This window comes from Kitasatospora sp. Xyl93, assembly GCF_055383135.1.
On the sequence record NZ_AP029185.1, the window covers coordinates 5,629,101 to 5,654,682 of the forward strand.

The 25,582-nt window shown below is 74.4% G+C and carries 20 protein-coding genes and 1 tRNA gene; 8 read left to right on the forward strand and 13 right to left on the reverse strand.

The window, feature by feature from the left end:
* Position 1: 1 nt before the first annotated feature.
* The 3 genes from ACZ5GH_RS24950 to ACZ5GH_RS24960 all read right to left on the reverse strand — a co-directional run bounded on the left by ACZ5GH_RS24950 (position 2) and on the right by ACZ5GH_RS24960 (position 4,078).
* The gene (locus ACZ5GH_RS24950; RefSeq protein ID WP_387757844.1) at positions 2 to 1,369 is read right to left on the reverse strand and encodes a hypothetical protein; all 1,368 of its coding nucleotides are present in this window, start codon (positions 1,367 to 1,369) and stop codon (positions 2 to 4) included.
* Between the two features lie 246 nt (positions 1,370 to 1,615).
* A complete protein-coding gene (locus ACZ5GH_RS24955) occupies positions 1,616 to 2,575 on the reverse strand; it encodes a glutamate ABC transporter substrate-binding protein (RefSeq protein ID WP_464335267.1) in 960 nt (319 codons plus the stop codon).
* A 21-nt stretch (positions 2,576 to 2,596) separates the two neighbouring features.
* Positions 2,597 to 4,078 carry a hypothetical protein gene (locus ACZ5GH_RS24960; RefSeq protein ID WP_387757846.1) on the reverse strand — a complete coding sequence of 494 codons (1,482 nt, stop codon included), beginning with the start codon at positions 4,076 to 4,078 and terminating at the stop codon, positions 2,597 to 2,599.
* Positions 4,079 to 4,423: 345 nt separating this feature from the next.
* On the opposite strand from ACZ5GH_RS24960, the gene ACZ5GH_RS24965 reads away from it, so the two are divergent.
* Complete coding sequence (locus ACZ5GH_RS24965; RefSeq protein ID WP_387757848.1) at positions 4,424 to 4,999, forward strand: nucleosidase; 576 nt, start codon at positions 4,424 to 4,426, stop codon at positions 4,997 to 4,999.
* Positions 5,000 to 5,112: 113 nt separating this feature from the next.
* Here the strand turns inward: ACZ5GH_RS24965 and ACZ5GH_RS24970 are convergent, their stop codons facing one another.
* Positions 5,113 to 6,045 carry a sigma-70 family RNA polymerase sigma factor gene (locus ACZ5GH_RS24970; protein ID WP_387757849.1) on the reverse strand — a complete coding sequence of 311 codons (933 nt, stop codon included), beginning with the start codon at positions 6,043 to 6,045 and terminating at the stop codon, positions 5,113 to 5,115.
* Positions 6,046 to 6,148: 103 nt separating this feature from the next.
* Here ACZ5GH_RS24970 and ACZ5GH_RS24975 point away from each other — a divergent pair, with 103 nt between their 5' ends.
* Positions 6,149 to 6,931: an SDR family oxidoreductase gene (locus tag ACZ5GH_RS24975; RefSeq protein ID WP_387757850.1), complete on the forward strand. Its 783-nt coding sequence runs from the start codon at positions 6,149 to 6,151 to the stop codon at positions 6,929 to 6,931.
* Positions 6,932 to 7,028: 97 nt separating this feature from the next.
* A complete protein-coding gene (locus ACZ5GH_RS24980; protein WP_387757852.1) occupies positions 7,029 to 7,553 on the forward strand; it encodes a hypothetical protein in 525 nt (174 codons plus the stop codon).
* Here ACZ5GH_RS24980 and ACZ5GH_RS24985 read toward each other — a convergent pair.
* Entirely contained in the window at positions 7,543 to 8,139 is a 597-nt protein-coding gene (locus ACZ5GH_RS24985) for a cysteine hydrolase family protein (RefSeq protein WP_387757853.1), read from the reverse strand. The genes ACZ5GH_RS24980 and ACZ5GH_RS24985 overlap by 11 nt on opposite strands.
* Positions 8,140 to 8,240: 101 nt before the next feature.
* Between ACZ5GH_RS24985 and ACZ5GH_RS24990 the strand changes: the two genes are divergently transcribed.
* Entirely contained in the window at positions 8,241 to 9,269 is a 1,029-nt protein-coding gene (locus tag ACZ5GH_RS24990) for a GlxA family transcriptional regulator (RefSeq protein WP_464335268.1), read from the forward strand.
* A gap of 14 nt (positions 9,270 to 9,283) precedes the next feature.
* On the opposite strand, the gene ACZ5GH_RS24995 is transcribed toward ACZ5GH_RS24990, so the two are convergent.
* From ACZ5GH_RS24995 to ACZ5GH_RS25010, 4 genes are all read right to left on the reverse strand, one after another.
* Positions 9,284 to 10,300, reverse strand: a complete 1,017-nt coding sequence (locus tag ACZ5GH_RS24995; protein ID WP_387757855.1) for an NADPH:quinone oxidoreductase family protein — start codon at positions 10,298 to 10,300, stop codon at positions 9,284 to 9,286.
* A gap of 46 nt (positions 10,301 to 10,346) precedes the next feature.
* A complete protein-coding gene (locus ACZ5GH_RS25000) occupies positions 10,347 to 10,712 on the reverse strand; it encodes a MerR family transcriptional regulator (protein ID WP_387757857.1) in 366 nt (121 codons plus the stop codon).
* A gap of 251 nt (positions 10,713 to 10,963) precedes the next feature.
* Entirely contained in the window at positions 10,964 to 12,517 is a 1,554-nt protein-coding gene (locus tag ACZ5GH_RS25005; protein ID WP_464335269.1) for an AMP-binding protein, read from the reverse strand.
* 190 nt (positions 12,518 to 12,707) lie between these two features.
* The gene (locus tag ACZ5GH_RS25010; protein WP_464335270.1) at positions 12,708 to 13,223 is read right to left on the reverse strand and encodes a hypothetical protein; all 516 of its coding nucleotides are present in this window, start codon (positions 13,221 to 13,223) and stop codon (positions 12,708 to 12,710) included.
* A 163-nt stretch (positions 13,224 to 13,386) separates the two neighbouring features.
* Between ACZ5GH_RS25010 and ACZ5GH_RS25015 the strand changes: the two genes are divergently transcribed.
* Positions 13,387 to 14,169 carry an alpha/beta fold hydrolase gene (locus ACZ5GH_RS25015; protein ID WP_464335271.1) on the forward strand — a complete coding sequence of 261 codons (783 nt, stop codon included), beginning with the start codon at positions 13,387 to 13,389 and terminating at the stop codon, positions 14,167 to 14,169.
* A 146-nt stretch (positions 14,170 to 14,315) separates the two neighbouring features.
* Positions 14,316 to 15,227 (forward strand): ribosome-inactivating family protein, encoded by a 912-nt coding sequence (locus ACZ5GH_RS25020; RefSeq protein WP_464335272.1) that lies wholly within the window; start codon positions 14,316 to 14,318, stop codon positions 15,225 to 15,227.
* A 73-nt stretch (positions 15,228 to 15,300) separates the two neighbouring features.
* Here the strand turns inward: ACZ5GH_RS25020 and ACZ5GH_RS25025 are convergent, their stop codons facing one another.
* Positions 15,301 to 16,170, reverse strand: coding sequence for an alpha/beta fold hydrolase (locus ACZ5GH_RS25025; protein WP_464335273.1), 870 nt, complete (start codon positions 16,168 to 16,170; stop codon positions 15,301 to 15,303).
* A gap of 242 nt (positions 16,171 to 16,412) precedes the next feature.
* On the opposite strand from ACZ5GH_RS25025, the gene ACZ5GH_RS25030 reads away from it, so the two are divergent.
* Positions 16,413 to 16,496, forward strand: a tRNA-Leu gene (locus ACZ5GH_RS25030).
* Between the two features lie 167 nt (positions 16,497 to 16,663).
* On the opposite strand, the gene ACZ5GH_RS25035 is transcribed toward ACZ5GH_RS25030, so the two are convergent.
* Together ACZ5GH_RS25035 and ACZ5GH_RS25040 are read right to left on the reverse strand one after the other, a co-directional pair.
* A complete protein-coding gene (locus ACZ5GH_RS25035; protein ID WP_464335274.1) occupies positions 16,664 to 20,374 on the reverse strand; it encodes an RICIN domain-containing protein in 3,711 nt (1,236 codons plus the stop codon).
* 149 nt (positions 20,375 to 20,523) lie between these two features.
* Entirely contained in the window at positions 20,524 to 20,973 is a 450-nt protein-coding gene (locus tag ACZ5GH_RS25040) for a peptidase inhibitor family I36 protein (RefSeq protein ID WP_464335275.1), read from the reverse strand.
* A gap of 330 nt (positions 20,974 to 21,303) precedes the next feature.
* Here ACZ5GH_RS25040 and ACZ5GH_RS25045 point away from each other — a divergent pair, with 330 nt between their 5' ends.
* Positions 21,304 to 24,177 (forward strand): AAA family ATPase, encoded by a 2,874-nt coding sequence (locus tag ACZ5GH_RS25045; RefSeq protein WP_387757874.1) that lies wholly within the window; start codon positions 21,304 to 21,306, stop codon positions 24,175 to 24,177.
* Positions 24,178 to 24,278: 101 nt separating this feature from the next.
* Here ACZ5GH_RS25045 and ACZ5GH_RS25050 read toward each other — a convergent pair whose 3' ends face one another.
* Positions 24,279 to 25,529: a hypothetical protein gene (locus ACZ5GH_RS25050; RefSeq protein WP_464335276.1), complete on the reverse strand. Its 1,251-nt coding sequence runs from the start codon at positions 25,527 to 25,529 to the stop codon at positions 24,279 to 24,281.
* Positions 25,530 to 25,582: the final 53 nt, after the last annotated feature.

Here is a 25,582-nt window from a genome sequence, read left to right on the forward strand (position 1 = left end):
CTCAGCCCCCCTGGACCTGTCCGTCGGCCGGCGGCTGGCCGGCCCCCTCCTGAGCCTGCCCGGGCCCGGCCTCGGTGGGGGCCGGCCGCAGCGACTGCTGGAACCGGGCCACCGCGGCGGCCGCCGCCCGCAGGTCGCAGGGCGCGCTCCACAGCAGCCAGCGCGCCTTCTCGTACCGCTCGATCACTTCCGGGTCCTCGGCGACCCGCAGCCGGGCCGCCATCGCCTTGTAGGCGTCCAGCCGGCCGCGCAGTTCGGCCCGGACGGCCAGCGGCTGGGTCACCTCGGTGAGCGACTGCCGGGCCCGGCCCAGCTCCTTGGCGGCGGCGTCCTCCAGCGCGTCCAGCATCGGCGCCAGCCGGCCCCACTGCCCGGCCTGGCGCAGGTCCAGCGCGGCGACGATCCGCTCGCGCAGCGCCGAGGCCGGTCCGGGCACCGCCGGGACGTCGCTGGACGCTATCTTCGCCAGCACCTCGCCGCGCGCCCGGCGGGCCTCGGCCAGCGTGGCGTCGGCCCGCTGGAGCAGGTCGCCGACGCCCTGGAGGCGCTCCTCGGCCTCGTCGCGCAGCCGCAGCAGGTCCTCCAGCTCCAGCCGGACGCCGTCCAGCGCCCGCCCGGCCCGGTCGAACCGCTCGGTGTCCACCACCCCGGCCGGCCCGGCGAAGGCCGAGCCCTCCGGGACCGTGCCGCGCTGGGCGGGCACCCGGGCCGGGCGCCACAGCGCCAGCGGGTCCCCGCGCACCTCGGCGCGCAGCGCGGTGAGGTCCTTCTCGATCCCGGCCAGGTCGTCGGCCAGCGGGTGGCCGCCGGTGCGCACGCCGAGCGAGGCGGCCAGGGTGCGCACCCGCTGGAGCTCGGCCAGCAGCAGGTCGATCCGGGCCGGCAGGGCCGACCAGACCGCGTCGGCGGCGCTGACCACCTCCAGCACGGTGGCGTACCAGGAGTTCATCCGGGCCATCAGCGCGTCCAGGCTGATCCGTTCGACCAGCTTGGCCGGCGCGCCGAGGACCTGCGGGCCGTCCGGCGCCACCCCGCCCGGGACGGTCACCGCGTCGCCGGTCAGCAGTTCGCTCAGCTCGGCGAGTTCGGGCGCGCCGGGCTTGGCCTTGCGGGCCCGGACGGCGCGGGCCGAGGCCAGCGCCTCGGAGTAGCGGTCGAACAGCGCCCAGAGCAGCGGCAGGCCCCGGCCGGCCACCGACCAGCGCTCCAGGGTGCGTCCGGACAGCTCGGCGCCGTCCAGCAGCCGCAGGCCCGCGTGGTCCTGGAGGGCGAGCAGCGCCGACTCGACCGCGTCCCGCTCCGCGCCGAGGCGGGCGAGCGCGCGGTCGACCTCCTCCCGGCTCAGTACCGGGCCAGCCGATGCCGCCACCGCGGTGTCCTTCCTTCCTCGCGTGCGATCCCGACGTTCCTGACGTGCGGTCCCACGACAACCCCCGTGTCCACCACCGGTCTCCCCGCGGTGATCGTCCCGAACCCTAGCCGGTGGCCGTTCGGGCGGAGCGGGCGCGGGGCGTCCACCTGCCGTCAACGCCCCGCTGACGGCGCGTGCGCTACCTCTCCCGCGCCGTCCTCCGCGTCGCCCGTCGGGCTGCCCGCCCCGTCGCCGCCGGCCGGCTCAGCGGGTGCCCGGCCAGTAGTGCTCGGCCTCGTTGAGCATGTACGGCTTGAGCCAGTGCTCGTACGAACGGGCCCAGTCGCCGCGCGCGTAGTAGTCGGCCAGCACCTGGTTCACCCGGGCGGTCAGGTCGGTGCCGTCCTTCGACATGGCGACGCCGATCACCTCCGGCTGGGCCTCGCCGTCCACGATCCGCACGGTCTGGTCCTGCGCGGCCTGGCCGGCCGCCAGACCGTTGTCGGTCATGACGGCGTCGACCTTGCCGAGCTGCATCAGGACCAGGCAGTCCAGCTGGTTCTCCACCGTGACGACCTGTCGGGCGGTGTTCTTCTCCTTGACGATGTTCAGCGCGGTGGAGCCGTCGGCGGCGCAGACCCTCCGGTCCCTGACCGCGTCGTCGATGTTCTTCGCCGGTGACGTCTTCGGCACCAGGACGCGCTGGCTGATGTTGAAGTACGGCTTGGAGAAGGCGACGTCCTCCATCCGCTTGCAGTTGATCGTCATGGTGCGGACGATCAGGTCGACCCGGCGCTTCTTGATGGCGTCGATCCGGTCGGCCGTGGCCACCGGCTTGAGCACCACCTTCTCCGGGTCGCCCATGACGGCCGCGCCGATCGCCCGGGCGAGGTCGATGTCGAAGCCCTCGATCTGGCCGGTGTTCGGGTTGCGGGCGCCCCAGCGGTAGCTGTTCTGGTCCACCCCGATCACCAGGCTGCGCTTGTCCTTGACGGCCTTCACGGCCGGTCCGTCCTCGCTGCTCGGCGGCACGCTCCTGTACACGTCGCAGCCGTCGGCCTGCTCCTGCTGCTCCTGCTGTTCCTGCTGGACGGCCGTCGGCGCGGTCGCGGCCGTCGGCGCGGCGCCGACCGGCCCGCCCCCGGCGAGCACGGCCGCGCCGGCCGCCAGCAGGGCCAGCGCGGCGGCGGGCCTGGTCCTTCTCCTGGAACCCCTGTTGCGCATCGGTCGGTCTCCCCTCGCCCGTTACCGGTACTCGGCCAGTCGCCGGCCCAGGCCCCGCAGCGCGGCGGCCGCGGCCAGCAGGCCGAGCAGCGCGGTGGCGACGGCGGCGGCGCGCAGGTCCCCGCCGGTGCCCTCGGCGGCCTGCGTGAAGCGGTCCTGCTCGATGTCGGCGGCCCGGGCGAGCGCCTTGTCGGTGGCGTCGAAGGCGGCGTCGGCGGTGGCCGCGTCGCCCCTGGCCGTCACGGTGGCCTCCAGGGCGCCCTGGTAGTCGGCGTTCTCGACCTCCTGCGCCCGGGCCGCGTCGTGCCGCCGGCGCCACTCGTCGAACTGCTGCGCGGCGTCCCGGACGCTCGCCACGGCGGCCGACGGCGCCAGCTGGGCGGCCTCCGGCAGCGAGCCGTCGGAGCGGTCCGGCGGGAGGCCCTCGGAGCCGGCCAGGTGCTCGGTGGCCTTCGTCCACTGTTCGGCGTACCGGGTGGTCGAGCCGCGGGCGACGAAGTGCAGGTTCTCCGCCAGCCGGGCGGTCAGCACGTCCACCCGGGCGGAGTTGAGCGCCCGCAGCGGGGCCGCGCCCTCGCGCCGGCTCTGCTGGAGCGCCGAATTGGTGGCCAGTCCGGTGACGGTCAGCCACAGCGCGCCGGACAGGACGGCGGCGGTGGCGCCCAGCAGCCCGATGTTGAACACCCGGTTGGTGCGGCGGAACAGCGTCAGCTGCACCCAGGCCAGCGCGGCCAGGGTGACCACCGCCAGGCCGTACGCCGCCCACGGCACCGCCCTGGCCTCGGCGTAGTCGTCGGCCAGCTCCCGGTTCTCCACGGCGGCCAGTTCGGCGGCGGCCGGCAGCAGCACGGTCTGCATCTGCTCGGAGGCGTACCGCAGGTAGGCGCCGCCGAGCGGGATGCCCTGCCGGTTGTCGGCCCGTGCCGTCTCCACCAGGCCGGCGTAGGCCGGGAGTTGCTGGTTCAGCCGGGCGAGCGAGCCCTGCGCGGGGGAGGTCGCCGTGGTCCGGGCGGCGGCCTGGGCGATCAGCTTGGCGGCGCTGGCGATGTCCTGCTCGTAGCGGCCGCGGACCGCCTCGGGCTCGGCGCCGGCCAGCAGGAATCCGCTCGCCGCGGTGGTGGCGGCGTCGGCCAGGTTGCGGTGGATCTCGGCGGCGTCCCGGCTGAGCGGCTGGCTGTACGAGACCACCCGGTCGGCGGCCTGCGCCCTGGTCTCCAACTGCCAGGCGGTGAGCCCGCCGAAGGCGACGGTGAGCACGGCGAGCAGCACTCCGGCCAGGCGCAGCCGGCCGGGCGGCGTGCGGGTGGCCTGTGCGAGCCGGGCGCGCACGCCGGTGGCGACGGCCGCCGGGGGGCGCTTCGCGGGCGCCCCGCCAGGTCCGGGCGCCGCGAGCGGGGCCGCTCCGGGGACGGCCGGGGCCCCCGAACCGGCCGCCGTCGGCCCGGCCGTCGCCACGGCCGCGCCCGCGGCGCCGGGCGTGCCGTTGCCTACTGGTGTTGCCACCCGACTCATCCTCCCCTGTGGCCCGGCCCGTTCCGGGGCCCGACCGATGGCAGCAGTATGGCCGTGACTCCCCCCGACCACACCCGACTTGCGCCGGACTTGAGCATGTCGTGCACGCTCCCCGGGACGGCTCGTGCCGCTGGTGCGGCCGGTGCTGCCCGGGCCGCCGGTACGGGCCGAACCGCTCCCGCCGTTCCCGCCGCTCCCGCCCGTCGCCCCGCGAGGCGGCGAACCGTCCGACGCGGCCCGCACCCTACGCGGTTCCCCGACCGGGCGGAACGCGGGGGTCCGTTCACCGGCGGGCAATCACGGGTGCGGCACCCCCTCGCTCCGTACGATGGGGGCATGCGCCTGCTTGGAACGATCTCGCCCGACCGTCCGCTGCTCGTCGTCGCCGTGCGCGAGGAGGCCGCCCACCTGGACGACCGCCTGCCCGTGCTGCTCACCGGGATCGGGAAGGTCAACGCCGCCGTCGCGCTGGCCACCGTGCTCGCCCAGGGCGAGAAGCCCTCCGAGGTGATCAACCTCGGTACGGCCGGCGCGCTGCGCCCCGGCTGGGAGGGCACCCACCACGTGGTCCAGGTGATCCAGCACGACCTCGACACCGCCGCCCTGCACGCGCTCACCGGGCGCGAGTACGGCGCCCCGCTGGTGATCGGCAAGGGCGACGGGCCGGTGCTGGCCACCGGCGACCTCTTCGTCTCCGACACGGACGCCCGCGACCGGCTCGCCGAGCACGCCGACCTGGTGGACATGGAGGGCTACGCCGTCGCCACCGTCGCGCACCGGGCCGGGGTGCCGGTGCGGCTGGTCAAGCACGTCAGCGACGAGGCCGGGGACGGCGCGGGGCACACCTGGAAGGAAGCGGTCGACGGGTGCGCCCGGCACCTCGCGGACTGGGTGGTCGCGCAGGGCTGGTGACGCCGCGCGCGGCTGGGCGGCGCCGTCGGGCGCCGAGGGCGGCGGAAGAACGACGGAACGGGGTGGGGAGGCAGCGGCCTCCCCACCCCGTTCCGTCGCCGCTTCCGGGCGTCCTACCGGTCCCGGAAGGCCGAGAGGTCCAGGGCCGCCAGCCGGTCCGGGTCGGTGAGCACGTCGATCGCGACGATCGCGCCGTCCACCACGGTGAACGCCATGACCGACAGCGCCCGCCCGTTGTCGCCGATGACCACCGCGCCCGCGGTGCCGTTGACCAGCGCCGGGCGGGCGAACGGCGACAGGGTGCCCCACAGGACGGCCTGGCCGGCCACCGTGGCGGCGCCGGAGAGCACCACCGTGTGCCGGGCCATCACCGCGCCGCCGTCCGAGCGCAGCACCACGTCCGGGTCGAGGACGGCGAGCAGCGCGTCCAGGTCGCCGTGGCGGGCGGCGGCGAAGAACGCGTCCACGGCCACCCGCTGCCGGCCGAGGTCCGGGTCGGGCGCGGGAGCCTGCCCCTGGACCTTGCGGCGGGCCCGGCTGGCCAGCTGGCGGGTGGCGGCGGCGGTCTTCTCGATCAGCGGGGCGATCTCCTCGAACGGCACCGCGAACAGGTCGTGCAGCACGAAGGCGACCCGTTCGGCGGGCGAGAGCGACTCCATCACCACCATCAGCGCCAGTCCGACCGAGTCCGCGAGCATCACCTCCTGCTCCGGGTCCACCACGTCCTCGCGCCGCAGCAGCGGGTCGGGGATGCGCGGCGGGCCCGGCTCGCCGTCCGGCCCGGCGGGCTCCAGCGGCTCCTCGCGGCGCTGGGCGCGGGCGCGCAGCAGGTTCAGGCAGACCCGCGAGACCACCGTGGTCAGCCAGCCGCCGAGGTTGGCCACGTCGGCGGTGTCGGTGCGGTCGTAGCGGAGCCAGGCCTCCTGGAGGGCGTCCTCGGCCTCGCTGATCGAGCCGAGCATCCGGTACGCGACCGCGCGCAGGTGCGGGCGGTGCTCCTCGAAGAGCAGGGCTCGGGCAGATTTCTCGTCCGCCTTCTCGTCCACGTGTCACATTCCTTCGTCGCCAGGGGTCAGGGCAGCAGGAGTCACCCAACAACGGCTGCGGCGGGGAGATCAACTCCCCTCCCGGGACGAATCGGAGACGATCATGACGAAGCGGACCGTGCTGGTCACCGGCGGTACCGGCACCCTGGGCCGGCAGGTGGTCCCGCTGCTGCGCGCGGCCGGGCTGCCGGTGCGCGTGCTCAGCCGCCAGGAGCGCCCGGCCGCCGACGGCGTGGCGTACGTGCGCGGCGACCTGCTCGGGGACGCGGCGACGGCGGCCGGGCGGCTGGACGAGGCGCTGGCGGGTGTGGACACCGTGCTGCACCTGGCGGGCGGCCCCAAGGGCGACGACGTCGCCACCCGGCTGCTGGTCGCCGCCGCCCAGCGGGCCGGGGTGCGGCACCTGGTGTACATCTCGGTGATCGGCGCCGACCGGCTGCCGCTCGGTTACTTCCGGGCCAAGCACGCCGCCGAGCGGGCGGTCGCCGACTCGGGCCTGCCGTACACGATCCTGCGGGCCGCGCAGTTCCACGACCTGGCGTTCACGGTGGCCGAGAAGATGGCCAAGCTGCCGCTCGTGCCGGCCCCCGGCGGGGTGCGCTGGCAGCCGGTGGACGTGCGGGAAGTCGCCGCCCGGCTGGTGGAGTTGGCGCTCGACGAGCCGGCCGGGATGGTGCCCGACCTGGCCGGTCCCACGGTGTACGAGATGCGCGAGCTGACCCGCGGCTACCTCGCGGCGCGCGGCCGCAGCCGCCGGCAGCTGCCGGTGCGGGTGCCGGGCAAGGTCGGGCGGGCGTACCGGGCGGGGGACAACCTGACCCTGACGGGGGCCGAGCACGGGCGGCGGACCTGGGAGGAGTACCTGGCGGAGCGGCTGGCGTCCTGAGGCCGGGGTGCCGCGGTGCCGCGGTGCCGCGGGTTCGGTTCGGGCCGCCCGGCTGTCCGGCCGCCCGGCCGTCCGGGGCGCGCCGTAGGGTGCGGTCATGTCCCTCCTCGATGCGATCCGCGCCGACTCCGCCACTGCCGACTTCCTGGCCTGGCCGGGCGAGTTCGACCCCTCCCGCAGCTACCGGCACGTCGAGGAGGTCGTCCTCGCCTCGGGCGCGGCCCTGGAGCCGGTGGCCAAGGACGGCGCGGGCGGCACCTACTTCCTCTGCGGCGAGGGCGGCGAGGAGCGGCCGGTGCTGTACGCCGACTCCGAGGGCGGCGCGGCGCTGCTGGCCGTCGGGGTGCCGGAGCTGGTCCGGCTGCTGCTGGCGGTGCCGTGGTGGCGGGACTGCCCGCGGCTGACGGTCGGGGAGAGCCTGGAGGCGGCCGAGGAGTACCTGGAGGACGAGCCCGGCCTGCTCGCCGAGCGGGACGCGGCGGCCGCCGCGCTCGGGCTCGACGTCCCCTCCACGGCCGAGGCCCTGGCGCGGCTGCGGGAGCTCGCGCTGGGCCTCGGGGCCTCGTACGTGCTGCTCAACGCGGAGGAGGGGAACGCGTACCGGCCGCTGCTCAGGCCTTAGCGGCCTGGAGCACCTGGTCCGTCGTCACCACCTTGGCGAAGCGCATGGCGTGCAGGGTGGTGGCGGTCGCGCGGGCGAGGTCGGCGGCGGGGACGGTGGTGCCGTCGGGGCCGGTCATGTCGAAGGAGTGCATGGCGTCGGTGGGGAAGATCGCGTCGTAGCCGAGGTTGCCGGCCATCCGGGCGGTGGTCTCGTTGCACACGTTGGTGATGATCCCGGTGACCACGAGCTGCCGGGCGCCGCGCTCCTGGAGCCAGGCGTGCAGGTCGGGGGTGCCGTAGAAGGCGCTGTTGACGGTCTTGGTGATGTGCAGATCGGGGGTGACCTCGGCGACGAAGTCCTTCAGCTCGTACCCCGGGGTGCCCTCGACCAGCGGGCCGCGCGCGGAGGCGTGCTGCACGGTGACGACCGGGCGGCCGGTGGCCTGCCAGGCGGCGATCAGCTCGGCCATCCGCTGCTCGGCCTGCGGGTTGTCGCGGGGGCCCCAGAAGGCGCTGTCCTCGAAGCCCTTCTGGACGTCGATGAGCAGCAGGACGGCGTCGTTGTCGAGGGTGAGCGGGGCGTCGAAGGCGTCGGTGTTCGTCATGTCCTCCATGGTGGTCGGTGGGGCGGGGGAGGCGTGATGGGCAGAGAAGTCACCCATCGATAGATTCCTGCCAGGGGTGTTCCTGCTCTAGGTTTCCTGCCATGCGAACGGTGGGTTGCCTGATCTTCGACGGTGTCCGGGCTTTCGACTACGCGGTGATCGGCGAGGTGTGGGCGAACCGGAGCTCCCGGCCCGGTCTGCCCGTCTTCGACCTGCGGGTCTGCGGGCCCGAGGGGGCCCGGGTGCGGCTGGGCGGCGGGCTGGAACGCGTTCCCGACCACGGGCCGGCGGCGCTGGCCGACTGCGACCTGGTGGTGGTGCCGGGCGTCGAGGACGCGGCCGCGCGGCGGAGCCCCGAGGTCCTGGCGGCCCTGCGGGCCGTCGCCGCCGCCGGTGTCCCGATCGCCTCGCTCTGCGCGGGCGCCTTCGTCCTCGGCGAGGCCGGCCTGCTGGACGGCCGGGAGGCCACCACCCACTGGGCGCTGGCCCCCGAACTCGCCCGCCGCTTCCCGGCGGTGACGGTCCGGCCCGAGGTGCTGTTCACCGGCGGCGACGGCCTGTGGACCTCGGCCGGCGTCGCGGCGGGCATCGACCTCTGCCTCCACCTGGTCCGCACCGCCCACGGCCAGCAGGCCGCCGCCACCATCGCCCGCGCCATGGTCACCGCCCCCTTCCGGGCGGGCGGCCAGGCCCAGTTCATCCCCACGCCGGTCCCGGACGCCGCCACCGACGACGACCCGCTGGCCCGCCTGCGCGCCGAGGTCCTGGCCTCCCTCGACACCCCGTGGACGGTCCGCCGGATGGCCGCCGCCGTCCTGATGTCCGAACGCACCTTCGCCCGCCGCTTCACCGCCACCGCCGGCACCACCCCGGTGCGCTGGCTCCTCGACCAGCGCGTCCTCACCGCCCAGCGCCTCCTGGAGGAGACCGACCTCCCCGTCGACACCGTCGCCACCCACTGCGGCTTCGCCTCCGCCGTCTCCCTGCGCCCGGTCTTCACCGCCCGGGTGGGCGTCGCCCCGCGGGAGTACCGCCGTGCCTTCCGCGGCCGCGACGAGGGCGATCGGGCGATGTCGGCATCGCCGCACGCGCCGCAGCCATCTGTCGGGGACGGCGGAGCACCGCGATGAGGCGCAGCCGGTTCCTAGCGCCACGGATCGAGGGCGAGCTTCCCCCGGGTCCGGCCCGCTTCGAGTTGTCGCAGCGCTGCCGGCCCCTCGGCCAGAGGATGAAGCCGGGGGGTGCCGGGCGGGTACACGCCGTGGGCGATGAGCGACTCGATCTCGACGAGCAACGACCGGTAGAGGGCCGGGGCTCTGGTCGCCAGCGCACCGATGTGCAGACCCTTGACCTGCACCTGATGGGTGAAGACCAGATCGTGTGTGGTCAGCGTGGCGTCGCCGGAAGCGGCACCGAACACGACGACGCGTCCGGTGAAGGGTTTCGTGACCGACAGGCTCACCTCGAACGTGGCCCGTCCCACCGATTCCAGGACCAGGTCGACGCCTCCGGTCAGGCGGGTGATCTCCTCCGCCAGATCGGGGCGTCGGCTGTCCAGGACCTCGTCGGCGCCGAGCGCTCTGACGGTGTCGTGCTTGGCTGGTGACGCCGTGGCGATCACGCGCGCACCGTAGTGGCGGGCGAGGCGGACCGCGGCCTGCCCCACACCTCCGGCCGCGGCGTGGACGAGCACCACCTCATCCGCCTTGATCTCGCCCAACGGCTTCAGCGCCGCCAGCGCGGTGGCCCAGTTCAACACGAGACCGAGGGCCTGGGCGTCGCTCCATCCGGAAGGCACGGGAAGCACCCCTGCGGCCGGCATCGTCATGTACTGCGCGAAAGCACCCGGACCGGCTCCGACGACGCGGGTGCCGAGCGGCAGCGGGCTCTCGACCTCCGGGCCGACACCCACGATTTCGCCGGCGGCCTCGAAGCCCGCCACGTAGGGCGCCTGCGGCCCACCTCCGTACGTTCCACGGGTCTGCATGACGTCGGCGAAGTTGACACCGGCGGCGCCCACGCGGATGAGGTACTCGCCGGGTCCCGGGGTGGGGCGGGGGTGATCGGTCGCGAGGTCCAGATCCTTCGGTCCTCCGTGCGACCGCTGGACCAGCGCTCGCATCGTCTGCTCGGTGGTGTTCTGCTGCTCGTCGATCTCCATGCACGCAACGTAGGAGCCTGACACTTGTGTCAAGGTCAAGTGGGGGTCAGAGATCAGTGCGGCGGGCCCGGCGAAGGTAGGCGTCGAGTGCGGCCTGCTGATCACTGAGGATCGCGATACGTGCGGCGAGCCGATCCCGGTGGCTCTGCACCTCGTCCAGGAACTCCGCGCACACCGCACCCGTGCCGACACCGGCCTCGTCGGTGAGGCCGGGCAGGAACTCCCTGATCAGCCGTACGGGCAGCCCGGACTCCAGCAGCGAGCGGATGACGAGCACCCGGTCGACAGTGGACTGGCAGTAGTCGCGGAACCCGTTGCCGAACCGGCCGGGGACGATCAGGCCCTCGTCCTCGTAGTGCCGCAACGACCTCGCGCTCACCCCGCTGACCCTGGAAGCCTCGCTGATCTTCATGACCGGAGGCAACGCTCCGGAGCACCGTGGTCTTCCGCCACTGACCGCTACGCCGGAGTGGAGACCTGCTCAGGCGTCGGAGAACCTCATGTGCCCCGACAGCCTCGGGGGAGGGGTGGCGGCCCTCAGCGCCGCCACCCCGTTGGCTTCTCGGCACGGGGCCGTGGTTCGTTGAGCCAAACCCCACGTTGGGGTGAAGCCGGCCCGTCCCGGGGCCGGGGCCGGGGACGGGCCTGGGCGCGGGGTGGGGCTCAGGCCGTGGCCGCCTCGCGCAGGCGCTTCTTGTCCGGCTTGCCGACGGGCGTCAGCGGGATCTCGTCCACGAGGTGCAGGGCCTCGGGCGCGTAGATCCGCCCCTTGCGGTCGGTGACGAAGGCGCGGAGGTCGTCCAGCCGCGGCCGCTGTCCCGGGGCGGGGACGACGGCGACGTGGACGTGTTCCGCCTCCTGGTCGTCGCGGACCCCGAAGACCGCGCAGCGGGCGACCGCCGGGTGGGTGACGAGGAGGTCCTCCACCTCGGACGGGTAGACGTGCCCGCCGACCACGATGATCAGGTCCTTGGCCCGGTCGGAGAGGTAGAGGTAGCCGTCCTCGTCGAAGTAGCCGACGTCTCCGGTGTTCAGCCAGCCGTCCCGCAGCACCGCCGCGGTGAGGTCGGGCTGCTTCCAGTACCCGGCCATGACGGCGGAGGAGCGCAGGTGGACCTCGCCCTGCTCACCGGTCGGCAGGTCGGTGCCGTCGGGCGAGCGGATCGCCACCTCGACGCCCGGGGCGGGCCGGCCGACCGGGACCTGGCCGCCCGGGCCGATCCGGTCGTGCTCCTGCGGGGTGAGCAGGGAGATCAGCTGCGCCTCCGACATCCCGTAGACCCCGAACAGGACCGGTCCGATGACCTTGAGGGCCTCGCGGATCCGGGTCGCCGAGGCGGCGCTGCCCCCGTACAGGACGTGCCGCAGGCTGGACAGGTCGGTGCGGCCGATCGTGGGGTGGTCGAGCAGCTGGTGGAGCAGCGGTGGCAGCAGCCAGAGGTCGGTGATGCGTTCGCGCTCGATGGCGGCCAGGACCGCGCCGGGCTCGAAGGAGCGCTGGAGGACGACGGTGCCGCCGCGCTGGAGGACCAGGTCGGACATGATCCCGGCGAGGTGGGCGAGCGGGGTGGCGGCGAGCAGACGGGGCACCCCGTCGGCGGGGTCGCTGCCGACCGGGGCGTCGAAGACGCGGCGGTACGGGCCGTGCAGGCTGAGGACGCCCTTGGGGATGCCGGTGGTGCCGCCGGTGTGGCGGATGCCGAGGTCGTCCTCCGGCCCGACCCGGACGTCCGGGGGCTCGGCGGGACGGTGGGCGGAGGCGGCGACGACGTCGTCGCCGATGGCCGGGACGGCGCCGCCGGCCGGCCCGGGGCCGAGGGCGAGGACCGTCGGCACGTCGATCAGCGGGAGCAACTCGGGCGCGTCGGCGTACCGTTCGGCGTCCACGAGAAGGACGGTGGTGTCCACGCTGGCCGTGATCTCGGCCAGGACCGGGGTGCTCATGCCGTCGTACAGGTTCACCACCCGGGCGCCCGCGAGGCCCGCCGCGTACCGGGCGCTGAGGGCCTCGGGGGTGTTGCCGGTCAGCAGGGTCACGGTGGTGCCGCGGGTGACGCCCCGGGCGATCAGCTCGTGGGCGAGGCGGTAGGTGGCGGCGGCGAAGTCGCCGGCGGTGATCCTGGCGCCGTCGGCGGTGACGACGGCCGTCCGGTCGGGGCCGGACGCTAGGGACCGGAGGATCAGCAGGGGGCCGCTGACGAACTCCGCGTCACGCACGGCTACTTCTTCCTTGCGGTTTGCAACCATGGCCACAGGCTAACCCCGCCCTCACCGCCGTACCGGGGGCGGCCGGCCGGTATTTGGCCTGAACGGGCCGTCATCGGCGCGATCATGACGGTGCATCAATGACCGTCGCCCGACTGCGCCCCCTCGTACGAGTGAATCGCGGGGTGGGGTACGGCTCCGCTCAGAACGCCGCCGGGGGCCGGAGGGCGAGATCGGTGGCGGTGGCCCAGTGGGCGGCGCCGGCGGTGACGATCGCGTAGCCCCGCTGGGAGGGGGGCAGCGGGATCAGGGCGCTGCGGCAGCCCTGGCTGTGGTGCACCTCGACGGGGACGGGGACGCCGTGCAGCAGGACCTCGCCCGGGGTCGGCGGGCCGTCGGGCGGGGCGAGGTGGGTGCGCGGGTCGAGGCGTCCCGAGGTGGCCAGGAAGGTGGCGAGTTGGGACTGCGGGGTGGTGAGGGAGCCCACCCAGTGGCCGGCCGGGACGGGCCGCGAGGTCTGGACGACGGCGACGGGTTCGCCGTCCAGGTGGTAGTTGAGGTCGAGGTGGCAGAGGAAGCCGTCGGAGGAGAGCCGCCCCAGCAGGAACGACCAGCCGGGCGGAGCGGCGCGCAGCGCGGCGACCTGCTCGCCCCACTCCTCGGCGGTCTCCCGGTGGCTGGGTATGCGGATGCCGCGCGGGCGGGTGTCGTGGAACAAGGGCTTCCCCCAACGGGCGGTACGTGAATGGCCGTTGGGACGAGTATGCGGGTGCGGCCCGACGGTTCGGGGGCGGACCGGCCGGTAGGCTCGCGCGCGACGCGGGGCGCGCGAGCACGGCGCACGTCGCGGGGCGCGGTCCGTTCCGGCTGGGGAGTGATCCATGACGACGTACGTGCTGATCCACGGCGCGGCCACCGACGCCTGGTGCTGGGAGCCGCTGACGGCCGAGCTGCGCGGGCGGGGCCATGCGGTGGTCGCCCCGGACCTGCCCTGCGACGACGACGCGGCCGGGCTCGCCGAGTACCCGGACACGGTGGTGGACGCGGTGGCCGCGGCTGCCGCCGGGGCGGGCGGGGCGGGTGGCGACCGGGCGGGCCGGCCCGTGGTCGTCGCGCACTCGTTCGGCGGCTTCACCGGCCCGCTGGTGTGCGAGCGGCTGTCGGCGGACCTGCTGGTGATGCTCCAGGCCCAGGTGCCGGCTCCCGGGGAGCCGCCGGGGGAGTGGTGGGAGAACACCGGCTACGGGCCGGCCCGCCGTGAGTCCGACCGCCGCAGGGGCGTGGCAGAGGGCGCGGAGGAGGACGAGCGCGCCCTGTTCCTGCACGACACCCCGGCCGCGCTGGCCGACGGACTCCTCGCGGACCACCAGCGACGGCAGTCGGCGACCCCGCTCGGGACGCCGTGGCCGCTGAAGGCCTGGCCGGCGGTGCCGACCAGGTTCCTGCTGGCCACCGGGGACCGGTTCTTCCCGCCCGGGTTCCTGCGGCGGCACGTCGAGGAGCGGCTCGGCTTCCGGCCGGACGAGATGCCCGGCGACCACCTGCCCATGCTCGGCCACCCGGAGGAACTGGCCGGGCGGCTGGAGGCGTACCGGCCCGCGCGGGAAGCCGGCGGGGCCGACTTCCCGCGCGGGCGGCGGGTCCGGCGGAGTGTGCGCTGGTGATCAAGTGTCAGGTCCCTGACGGCACATGCGGGGACGGCGTGCGCGCCTAGCCTCCGGACGGAGCGTCAATGACCGGTCGCCACAAGGGAAGAGGCGACGGCGCCGGCGCACCGACGGCCCGCTACCCGACCACGAGGAATCCCCGCATGCTAACGATGAACGGACCCGGCGCGCTGGCGCGGGTGCGCCGACGACTGGCCGGCATACTGATCGCTCTCACGCTGGCGGTCGGGCTCATGGGCATGACGCCGACCTCGGCGCACGCCGACACCGGCGAGCGCCTCACCAACATCGACTGGGACATCAGCGACCTGAACGGCGGCGGCGCTTCGGCGCACCAGCGGTACTGGGACGTGATCTCCCGGCTCCACTCGCTCAGCAGCCACGACTGGTTCAGGACCGACCTGGACGAGACCGTGGTGGCGGACAACGACCAGCTCGTCCAGATCAGCCTGCACCGGAGCGGCACCTACCTGGGGGCGCTGTACTTCTGGCCGCACAGCCTGTACCTGGCCGGCTTCTACCAGGCCGGGGGCACCCACTGGGTCTTCGACGACGGGCTGGCGGCGAGGAACCGCTTCAACCGGGTCCTGGGCGTCCAGGCGAGCACCCTCCCCTGGTCCAGCAACTACAACAACATCCCCGGTGGCGGCGGCAGGGCGAGCCAGCAGATCAACGGGCCGCGGCTCAGCAACGCCCTGCAGCAGGTCCATCAGATCGCCGCTCTCCAGAACAGCGGCAGCGGGCGCGCCGTCCTGGCGGACTCCCTCGTCATGATGATCCAGGCGACCTCGGAGGCGGCGCGCTTCGGGCGGATCTTCGACAACGTCCGCACCAACATCCGCGACCACGGCCTCGCCCAGGTCGGCGTGGAGAACGTCAACCTGGAGACGAACTGGGGCGGGCTCTCGAACTGGGTGTACCGCGTCATGAACAACGCCGGTACGTCCCCCTACGTCATCGGCACCGGGGTCTTCGAGCGCAGGTTCTACACGCTGCCGCAGCTGATGCAGTACGTGTCCTACATGGACCTCTTCAGCGGCTCCCGCCCCAGGTAGTCACTCCCCACCCGGGTGCGCAGGAAGTCGGCCCCGCCGACTTCCTGCGCAGTGGCATGGGGCCGGTGTCGGCTCAGGCCCCGGCGGGCAGGAGAGCGGTGAGGTCCGCCAGGACCCGGGCGGCCCGCGCCGGGTGGACGAGCCAGCGCAGGTGGCTCCCGTCGACCGTCCGGACGTCGAAGGGGTTGTCGGGGGTGAGGGTGTCGCCCTCGCGGATCAGGCGGTCCTGCATGGCGGGCGGGATGCTGGCGTCGTCGGACAGCCGGACGTACGTCTTGGGGACGCGCCCCCAGGTGGCGGCCTGCGCCCGGTCGGCGGAGGTGCCGACGTCGAGGTTCTCGTCGGGCTGGAAGGTGTTCAGGAAGGTCCGGAACTCGTCGTCGGTGAGGTCGGCGGCGAACGCCTGCTTGAACGCGGCGAGCGCCGCCGGGTCGGCGGTGCGGAAGTTGACCCGCAGCAGGCCGAGTTCGGCCGGGTTCCCGACGAGCGAGGCGGCGAAGGCCCCCGGGTCGACGCCCGCCATCTCCGGCTCGGCGTAGTAGTCGTTCACGTCCAGGTCGACGGGGCACCAGGCGGAGACGTAGACGATCCGGTCGACCAGCTCGGGCCGGGCGTTGGCGACGGCGGTCGCCGTGATGCCGCCCCTGCTGTGGGACACGAGGATGGTGGGCCCGTTCTCCTTGGCCCGTTCGAGGACCCCGATCACCCGGGCGGCGTTGTCGGCGAGCGTGACCCCCTTGATGCCCCCGGGCTCCCCGGCGAGGGCGTCGAGGTCCTGGGGGGCCTGGTACGGCGCGGGGTAGGTCGCCTCGAAGCCGTGCCCCGGAAGGTCGACCGCGACGGACCGGTGCCCGAGCATGGCGAGTTCGGCCTGCAGCGGCGCGAACGAGAACGAGTTCGCGAAGGCCCCGTGGACGAGGACGAAGGTGGGTTGGTTCTGCATGGCCTCAGCCTCCAGCAGAACGATCTTCGAAACAAGATCGGACCGATGGGCCGGGGTTCAGTCGTGGGTGGTTTCCCGGGCGTGGGTGCGGCAGTGGGTGAGGGCGTTCTTGAGGCGGGGGTCGGGGTTGGTGGCAGTGAGGAGTCCGCCGGCCGGGCGGGAGGAGCAGCTCCCGGCCGTTCGCCGGGGCGTGGTCGGAGGCACCTCTCCGGATGGTCTATAGTTTTCCTCATCACCCAGATGCGCGGGTGGCGGAATAGGCAGACGCGCTGGATTCAGGTTCCAGTGCCCGAAAGGGCGTGGGGGTTCAACTCCCCCCTCGCGCACAGCGAACGGCCGGTCGATCTTCGGATCGACCGGCCGCTTTGTTTTCACCGGCTCCCCGTAGGGCGCGCGATCAGGCCCGTTTCGACGGGCCCGGGGCCGGATGGCACGGAGGCGGCCGGCCGATCCGAGGATCGACCGGCCGCCGGCGCTCACCGCGCGGGGCGGGTCACTGGGTGGCCGTCCGGAAGATCCAGTGGAGCCAGGCGGCACCCGAAGTGGGGACGGTGACCGTCGTGGTGTGGTTGAACACGCCGTCGCCGAGGTTCAGGTGCTCCTCGGGCGTCGTGTGGTTGGTCAGGAGCGTTCCGTTCGCGCCGTCGGGGGTGGCGCACCACAGGTAGCCGTCGTCGTTGGGGCGGTAGCCGCCCATGGTGACGGCACTGCCGTTCGACGGGTTCCCCGGGCTGGTCGCCGTCGAGTTGACGTACTGCCCCTGGTTGATCAGGTAGAAGCAGTTGTCCGAGCCGCTCCGGCCCGCGGAGACGACGCCGAACTGCTGGGTTCCCAGGTGCGCGTTCGGGGACAGGACCACCGGGCGGGGCGCCGGCGCGTGGTCCTCGACGGAGAGCGCGGAGGCTCCCGCGCCGCTCTCCTGCGACACGATCTCGCTGAGGTCCGCGGCCTCCCGCGGGTCCTGGAGGAACCAGCGCTGGTCGGGCGAGCCGTTGTAGTCGCGGCCCACGAGCGCCTGCCCCTGGCTCGCCGCGGTGAGGAACTGCCGGGTGACGTAGTTCTGCAGGGTCCAGGTGCCGTCGCCCTGGGGGACCGGCGCCCAGAGCTGGTCCTCGGCCGGGCTCGGCCACACCACCGTCCGGGCGTCGCGCGCGCCGCCCTCCTGGCCGAGGTATTGACCGGAGTAGGGCGCGCTGTTGTTGACCAGGCGGTAGTAGCCGGTGTACTCCGGGTCGGGTTCCACCGAGTACACCTGCGTCGCGATGGTGGCCCGGTTGACCGGCTGGTCGGTGACCACGTGGCTGGTGCGGGTCGGGGAGGCCGCGTTGGTGCTGGTGGCGCTGCGCAGCACGACCTGCCGCGACAGGCTCGGCGTCGGCGACGGGGTGGCCGACGGCCGGGCCGGCAGGTTGTCGAGGGTGTACACGACGGGGTAGTGGTCCGACGTGTTGATGTTGGCCCGCTCGATGTCGACGACGCGGGGCTGCCGGGGGCTGTTGTTGGGCGCGACGGCGTAGTCCAGGACCCGCGGGGTGCCGCTGCCGATCCGGTCCGTGGGGTGCGTGGGCCGGTCCTGGGCATGGACGGAGAGGTCGGTGCCGATCGCCGCGCGCAGGCTGTCCGGGGCGCGGTTGTAGTCGCCCAGGGCGATCCAGGGCAGGTTCGCCTGGGACATCTGGTCCTGGATGTTGCGCAGCAGCATCGGGTCGTCGTTGCCGCTGCCCGACCAGCCGTGCACCGTGAAGTACACGACGCCGTCGACGTTGACGCCCAGCGCGGGCCGGGAGTCGTCGCCGTTGGTGATGATGCCCTCCCGGGCGACGTAGACGTCGTTCCGGTCGACCCGGGTGCGGCTGTAGACGGCCAGGTTGACCCGTCCGTAGGCGCCGTTGCCGCTGTCCGTGCGCAGCCAGTACAGCCAGCCCGTCGGGCGGCTCGCGGTTCCCAACCGGTACTCCTGCACCGGGATTGTGTGCAGGCCGTCGTCCGTCCAGTAGTGGATGTTGGGGGTGTCGATGTTCTGCTGGAAGGTGGCACCGCCGGGCGGGGCGCCGGCCTCCTGCAGCGAGATGACGTCGGCGCCGCCCTGCCGGCTGCCCCGCCCGAACAGCTGGGGCAGGTCGTTGGCGTACTTGTTGCCGTTGGCGTCGGCGGTGTTCGCGCCCTGCATGTTCCAGGTGGCGACCTTGCGCTCGTTGGCGCTGCGCGGTTCGAGGCCGCCGGTGTCGGCGAGGAAGAGCGAGGGGCGCTTGCCCAGGTCGACCGGCACCACGCCCTGGCCGGTGTAGTCGAGGGTCTCCCGGCCGGTCCAGTCGGGGATGTTCTGGCCGCCCTGGGTCAGCGGCTGGAACCGGCCGGGGGCGCCGTTCGCGGAGCCGAACTGGTAGGCGGTGCCGGCCTGGCTGCCGTACGGCGCGTACGGCTCGAACGGGCCGCCGGGCGTCGCCTGCTTGACCATCGTGTTGTCGTAGAAGACGTTCTGCGGGCCCGAGGAGCCGGACCACTTGACCGCCTTGGGGCCGGCCGCCCACCACACCGGGTACCAGGTGCCCTCGTCGACCTCGCCGCCCTCACCGCCGCAGTTGGCCCGGCAGTTGCCGGAGCGGTGCTCGTACGGGACCCGCAGGGTGTTCTGCTCGAACAGGTTGTCGTGCTCCCAGCCGCCGTGCAGGTTCAGGTCCGAGTCGAGGTCGTTGCGGAAGGCCACGTTGCCGCTGGCCGACCACTGGAAGGTGAAGTGGCGCAGGTTGCGGCTCAGGTTGTAGGCGTACAGCGAGTCCCAGACGCGGCTGCCGCGCAGGTAGCCGTTGCCGCCCTTGCCCTTGTTCCAGGCGCCGTCGAAGCTGTTGCGCTCGATCTGCAGGTTGCGGGCGTCCTCGGTGACGACCGGGTGCGAGCCCGTCATCTCGGCCCTCAGGCCGCGCGCCCAGTCGTTGGCGGTCCACTTGAAGACGATGCCGTGCATCGCGTACTCGGGCGCCATGTTGCCGTAGTTGTGGACGGCCTGGGCGGGGGTCAGGTCGTACGTGCCGCCGCCCAGCCTGGGCAGGCCGGTCATGTCCTGGGTGAAGGCGAAGTCCTCGAAGCCGACGCCCTGGACGACCTTCAGCGGGGTGACCTTGCTGGCGTACGGCTTGTCGCCCAGCGCGGGGGAGCCGTCCGAGGTGGAGTCGACCGGCACGTCCCACTCCAGCGGGCGGTCCAGGTTGACGGTCTTCGCGGTGCCGTCGAAGCCGGTGACCCGGAACATCTGCTGGCGCATGTGCAGGTTGTCCATCTGACTGCGGTCGGAGACGCCCTGCTGCTCGTAGAACTTGACGCTGTTGGCCGCGCCGACCCAGACGTAGCCGCCCGGGGAGAACTTCTTCATGTCGGCCTTGGCGTCCAGCTGGACGGTGCTCTGCCCCTCCCGGGCCGCGTAGCCGGGGTCGTCGGCCCGGGCGGCCACCTTGATGCCGGAGGCCCAGTGCTGGTTGACGCTGCCCTCGAAGATGTCCTTGCGGTTGGCCGGGGACGCCGCCCAGTCGTCCTGGTAGCGCTCCGCGACGTCCCGGGTCTGCACCCGGAACATGCCGCGGCCCGGCCAGATCCAGCCACCGGTGCCGACGTCGCTGCCGCTGCCGGCCTTCATGCCGTCCTGGTCCCAGCGGCCGTTGACCAGGGTGTCGTAGCGGGTGTCGACATCCGGCCGGAACACCAGCCGGGTGCCGCCGTCGCCGGAGCCCTGGCCGCGCAGGACCAGGTAGTCGGCGTCGACGTAGACCTGCCGGGAGACGTCGATCCGGCCCGCCGGGAGGGAGATCAGCGAGAGCCGGTTGAAGCCGGCCCGCGGCGAGCAGTTGGCCTTGACGTCGTCGACGGCCTTCTGCAGGCCGGTGGTGTCGTCGGCGCCGTCGTTCGCCTTCACGCCGTACCCGGCGGCGAGCACGTCCGGGGTGATGCGGCAGCCGGGGTCGTCGGTCAGGTCGCCGTCGTCGGGCAGCTCCTGGCCGCCCCGGAAGCCGACCCGGGACCAGTCCGGCATGCCGGCGGCCGGTGCGGTGCGGTTGGCGTAGGTGAGGTCCGGGCCCTCGGCGCCGGGGCCGGCGGTCACCGCGGCGGCGGCCGAGGGGGCCGAGGCGGGTGCGGCCTCGGCGAAGGCGGGCAGTGCGGCGCAGAGCAGCAGGCCGGACAGGAGTGCGGCCGCTGGTCGTCGACGTTTCATGGGACTTCCTTCCGTGTCATCGGACGGTCCGGGGGGGGCGGACCGGGGCGTCGGGAGGGGGCACGGCGACGCCCCCGGCCCTTCACGGGTGCCGGGGGCGGGGGCGGTGGGGCGCAACGACGGCCGCCCCACCGAGCCGGAGCGGGTCGCTACGGGCACCAGAACTGGAGCGAGGAGATCCGGTCGTTGACGTAGGACTGGGAGGACCCGTTGCCGTAGTCGCGCTTCGCGCCCCAGTGCCAGGTCTCCGTGTAGTCCAGGTCGGACGGGTGGAGCTCCCCGTAGGGGTCGTCCATGAACTTGACCGAGCACTGCGAGTTGTTGATCCAGGACGACACCTGGTTGTCGGCGATCTCCCCGTTCAGGAAGTGGACCGAGTGGAGCCGCACGATCGCCGCGTTGCCGCCGGCCGGGGGAGGCGTGACGATCGCCTTCGAACCCGTGCCGCCCTCGTGCTGGTAGAGGCAGACCGCCCACGCCGGGCAGCCGTCGTAGGGGGCGTTCGCGGCGGCCGCCGGGGTCGCCGCGGTGAACAGCGCCGCGCCGGCGAGCGCGGTCGCGACGGCGGCGGTCTTGAGCCGGAGGGATTTCAGGGACATCGTGGAACTCCGTTTCGGGGTCGGCCGGTATCGCCGACGCGGACGGGGAAGCTGCGGTGCAAGCGTGTGCGACCGGACGGCGTCGGCGCATCGGTCATCCGACTGCACGGAGCGGGCGACCGATCGCATCCGCGCAGGTCGAGACGTAGGTCGTGCGGCGCGGCGGCTGGCCGGAAACGGACGGGAAAGTACGGAAAATGACTGACCGTCTCCCGTCATAATGGGTGCGGCCAGGCTGTTCGCGGCCGTGTCGAAGGGATTTCCCGCCGAGGAAATCCGCCTCGCACACGCGTGGGTCGGCCGGAATTGCGCGGGAGGGGAACGGTAGTGGTGGGCGGGGTGGGGACCGGCGTGCTCGGGGGCGGGCCGCTGGTCGGCAGGGACGGCGACCTGCGGCTGGTCCGGGACCGGCTCGGCATCGGGGCCGGCGGCGGGGCGCTGCTGCTGTCCGGCCAGGCCGGCATCGGCAAGAGCGCCCTCCTGGACACGGTCGCCGCGACCGCGCTCGCGGACGGCGCCCGGGTGCTCAGGGCCTCGGGGGTGGAGTTCGAGGCCGACTGCGGCTACTCCGGCCTCCACCAGGTCCTCTTCCCCCACCTGGGCGCCCTGGAGCAGCTCGACGCCGCGCAGCGCGACGCCCTGCGGGTCGTGCTCGGCTTCGCGAGCGGCCCGCCGCCCGAGCAGCTCCTCGTCTCCAACGCCGTCCTGCGGCTGCTCCAGGCCGTCGCCGGCGGGCAGCCGCTGCTGCTGGTCGTCGACGACCTGCACTGGGTCGACCCGGCCAGCACCGCCGTGCTCGGCTTCGTCGCCCGGCGGGTGACCGGCCTGGGCCTGGGCTTCGTGGCGGCCGCCCGCTCCGGCGAGCTCGGCCCCCGGGAGGCCGGGGCCTTCCCCACGTACGAACTCCCGCCCCTCGACGAAGAGTCGGCGGCCCGGCTGCTCGCCGACCGGTTCCCCGGCCTCGGGCGCGGAGTGCGCCGACGGCTGCTCGCCGAGGCGGGCGGCAATCCGCTGGCCCTGCTGGAACTGCCGGCCGTCGTGCCGCCGGCCGCCGCCGACGACCGCCCGGCCGTGCCGTCGCTCAGCAGCCGGCTGGAGACGCTGTTCGAGGCCAGGATCGCCCGGCTGCCGGCGGGCTCCCGGTACCTGCTGCTGCTCGCGGCCCTGGAGGGCACCGGCGACCTGGGCGTGCTGCAGGCGGCCGCCCGTCGGGCCGGGGCCGGGTACGGCCTGGACGACCTCGCCCCGGCCGAGCGCGACCGGCTGGTGGAGATCGAGGAGGGCGAGCAGCGGCTGCGGTTCCGGCACCCGCTCATCCGCTCGGCCATGGTGCTCCACGCGCTGAGCGGCGAACGGCGCGCCGCGCACGCGGCGCTCGCCCACGCCCTGGCCGACCGGCCGGAACGCCGCGCCTGGCACCTGGGCGAGGCCACCCTGGAGCCCGACGAGGAGGTCGCCGCGCTGCTGGAGCACGCGGCCGGGCTCACCCTGCGGCGCGGCGACGCCGCCGGGGCCATGCGGACCCTGATCCGGGCGGCCTCGCTCTCCCCGGAGGGGCCGAACCGGGCCCGCCGGCTCGCCGAGGCGGCCTACCTGGGGGCCGAGTCCACCGGAGCGCTGTCCAGCGTCCGCAAGCTCCTGGACGACGCGCGCCAGGCCGCGCCGGAGGCCGAGGACTCGCTGCACTCGGCCACCGCGTCGGCGCTGCTCGTGCTCAACGGGGGCGGGGGCGGGAACCCGGCGGACGGGAGCGGCGGCAACGTGTCCGGCGGGGGCGACGACGTGGCCACCGCGCACCGGCTGCTGACCGCCGCCATCGAGTCCACGGCCGGCGTCCACGGCTACCGGGCCGACGACCGGGCGCTCGTGGACGCGCTGCACGTCCTCGCGGTGGTCTGCTTCTTCGGCGCCCGGCCCGACCTGTGGCGGTCCTACGACCGGGCCGTCGAACGCCTCACCCCGGAGCCGCCGGCCATCCTGACCGTCCTGGGCCGTACCTTCTCCGACCCGGCCCGCACCGGGGCCGCGGCGCACGGCCGACTCGACGCCCTCATGGCCTCGTTGGCCCTGGCCGGCGAGGAGGCCGACCCGGTGCTGGTCACCCGCGTCGGCACCGGGGCGCTCTACCTCGACCGCCTCGGCGAGATCCGCGACGCGGCCTGGCAGGTGGTGCGGTCCGGCCGCGACGGCGGCCCGGCCAGGCGCTACCTCTCCGCGCTCATCCACCTGTGCCTGGAGGACTACCTCACCGGACGCTGGGACGAGGCGCTCGACCTGGCCGGAGAGGGGCTGCGGGCCTGCGAGGACCACGGGTACCGCGCCTTCGCCTGGTACTTCCTGTTCATCAGGTCCGTCGTCCTCGGCGCCCGCGGACACACGGAGGAGAGCCTCGCGACGGCCGGGTACGTCATCGACTGGGCCGAGCGCCACGGCGCCCCCTGCGCCGCCCACTACGCCCACCACGCCGCGGCCGTGGCGGCGCTCGGCCGCGGGGACCACGCGCTCGCCTACCGGCACGCCGAGGCCGTCAGCCCGGCCGGCACCCTGGCCTCCCACGTCCCCCACGCGCTGTGGGTGGCCGCGCACCTGGTGGAGGCCGCCGTCCGCACCGACCGGCGCGAGGAGGCCGCCGCGCACGTCGAGGCGATGCGCGAGGCCGGCCTGGGAGCGGTGTCCTCCCGGCACGCCATGCTGCTGGAGGCGTCGGCCGCCCTGTGCGCCGACGACGACCAGGAGGCGCTGCGCGGCTTCGCCCGCGCGCTGGACACCCCCGGCGGCGACCGGTGGCGCTTCGACCACGCCCGGGTCCTGCTCGCGTACGGCGAACGGCTGCGCAGGGCCCGGGCGATGGCCGAGGCCAGGGCCCGACTCGGCGCCGCGCTGGCCGTCTTCGAGGAACTGGACGCCCTGCCGTGGGCCGAGCGGGCCGGGAACGAACTGCGGGCGACGGGCCGGAACCGGCCGCGGCCCGACGACTCGAACACCCACGGGCTGAGCGCCCAGAAGCTGGAGGTCGCCCACCTCGCCGCCTCCGGCCTCACCAACAAGCAGATCGCCGAACGGCTGTTCATCTCGCACCGGACGGTCGGCGCGCACCTGTACCAGATCTACGAGAAGCTCGGCATCACCTCGCGCGCCATGCTGCGCGACGCCCTCGGCCCGCGGGAGCCGGGGCGGGACCGAGGACGGCCGGACGGGCGGTAGGTCCGCGGACCCACCGCCCGTCCGGAGTGGTGCCGCCGGCGTCGTCCTGACGGCCGGGCGGTGCGCCGCCGCCGGGCGGCCGACGGCCGGGTGGTGCGCCGTCAGCGCGTCCAGACGACCGGGCGGGAGGAGACCGGCTCACCGGCCGCGTCCAGTTCAACGGCGGTCCCGGCGACCACCCCGTCGTCGTTGATGAACTTGGCGTCGGCGTACGGACCGAGCGGGGACGGCGGGAGCGGCACGGCCGTCCCGTCGGGCCGCCACAGCAGCGCCGTGGTCCGGTTCCAGTCCGGCCCCTGCGCGACGCCGACCGCGGTGCCCGCGCTGTTGACGGCCATCGCCTCGCTCTGCCGGCCCGCCGGGTCGTCGAGCAGGGTCCGCGTGCCGTCCGGGTTCCAGCGGGCGGCGAGCGTGGAGCGGGCGGCGTCGAAGGCCGCCCCGACGACGGTGCCCGCGCTGTTGACGGCCCTCGTCCGGCCGGTCCCGGCGTCCCGGACGGTGCCGTCGGGCGTCCAGACCAGCACCCGGTCGAACTCCGTGCCGCCCGCGCGGCGGCCCTGTCCGAGGACCACGCCGCCGTCGGTCATCCGGGCCACCCTGGCCCCGTCGACCCCCGGTGGCAGCGGGAGCGCGGTCACGGCGCCCGCCGGGTTCCAGAGCACCGGGGTCTCCTCGTAGCGGCCGTCGGCGAGGCGCCGCTCGGAGGTGCCGGCGACGACGCCCGCGTTGGTGACCGAGACGGCCGAGCCCATGGTGTCGCCGGGCAGCACCGGCAGGTCGACCCTGGTGCCGTCGGCCTGCCACTTCAACGGCTTGGACTGGTACACGGCGTCGTACCAGCCCCCGACCACCACACCGGTGTTGTTGACCGCGCTCGCGCCACCGCCGCGGGCCCCGGCCGGCAGTTCCAGGGCCGTAGGGGTGCCGTCCGGGGCCCAGCGGACCGGGTGGTTGTCGCCCAGCGCGCGGTAGGACGCCCCGACCACGGTGCCCGTGTCGTCGAACCCGGCCGGGCGGCTGGACAGGTCGCCGGGCAGTGCTGCCAGGTCGGTGTAGCCGAGGTGGTCGGGATGCCAGCGGATGGCGTGCGGACCGATTCCACCGGGGGTGTTGCGGTAGTACTCGCCGACGACGGCGCCGTCGCGGCCCAGGCCCCACACCAGGCTCCAGGCGGTGTCCGGCGGGGTCGGCAGGAAGCGCGGGGCGGGCAGCGGGGCGGCCGTCGTGGCGGGGGTGGCCGCCGCGGCCGGGGCGAGGCCGAACAGGAGGGCGGCGGCCGTCGTGGCGGCGCCGAGGGCGGCGGGACGGATGGGGGAGAGGGATGCGGGACGGCGGGTGCGTAGGGCGGTCATCAGGCGGGCTCCTGGGTCGTGGGGGTGTGGGCGGGGGTGCGGGCGGGGGTACG

Coding starts and splice junctions, on each gene's coding strand:
- ACZ5GH_RS24955 (WP_464335267.1), bottom strand. CDS start 2,575: ATGCGCAACAGGGGTTCCAGGAGAAGGACCAGGCCCGCCGCCGCGCTG.
- ACZ5GH_RS24965 (WP_387757848.1), top strand. CDS start 4,424: ATGCGCCTGCTTGGAACGATCTCGCCCGACCGTCCGCTGCTCGTCGTC.
- ACZ5GH_RS24975 (WP_387757850.1), top strand. CDS start 6,149: ATGACGAAGCGGACCGTGCTGGTCACCGGCGGTACCGGCACCCTGGGC.
- ACZ5GH_RS24980 (WP_387757852.1), top strand. CDS start 7,029: ATGTCCCTCCTCGATGCGATCCGCGCCGACTCCGCCACTGCCGACTTC.
- ACZ5GH_RS24985 (WP_387757853.1), bottom strand. CDS start 8,139: ATGACGAACACCGACGCCTTCGACGCCCCGCTCACCCTCGACAACGAC.
- ACZ5GH_RS24990 (WP_464335268.1), top strand. CDS start 8,241: ATGCGAACGGTGGGTTGCCTGATCTTCGACGGTGTCCGGGCTTTCGAC.
- ACZ5GH_RS24995 (WP_387757855.1), bottom strand. CDS start 10,300: ATGGAGATCGACGAGCAGCAGAACACCACCGAGCAGACGATGCGAGCG.
- ACZ5GH_RS25000 (WP_387757857.1), bottom strand. CDS start 10,712: ATGAAGATCAGCGAGGCTTCCAGGGTCAGCGGGGTGAGCGCGAGGTCG.
- ACZ5GH_RS25015 (WP_464335271.1), top strand. CDS start 13,387: ATGACGACGTACGTGCTGATCCACGGCGCGGCCACCGACGCCTGGTGC.
- ACZ5GH_RS25020 (WP_464335272.1), top strand. CDS start 14,316: ATGCTAACGATGAACGGACCCGGCGCGCTGGCGCGGGTGCGCCGACGA.
- ACZ5GH_RS25025 (WP_464335273.1), bottom strand. CDS start 16,170: ATGCAGAACCAACCCACCTTCGTCCTCGTCCACGGGGCCTTCGCGAAC.
- ACZ5GH_RS25035 (WP_464335274.1), bottom strand. CDS start 20,374: ATGAAACGTCGACGACCAGCGGCCGCACTCCTGTCCGGCCTGCTGCTC.
- ACZ5GH_RS25040 (WP_464335275.1), bottom strand. CDS start 20,973: ATGTCCCTGAAATCCCTCCGGCTCAAGACCGCCGCCGTCGCGACCGCG.
- ACZ5GH_RS25050 (WP_464335276.1), bottom strand. CDS start 25,529: ATGACCGCCCTACGCACCCGCCGTCCCGCATCCCTCTCCCCCATCCGT.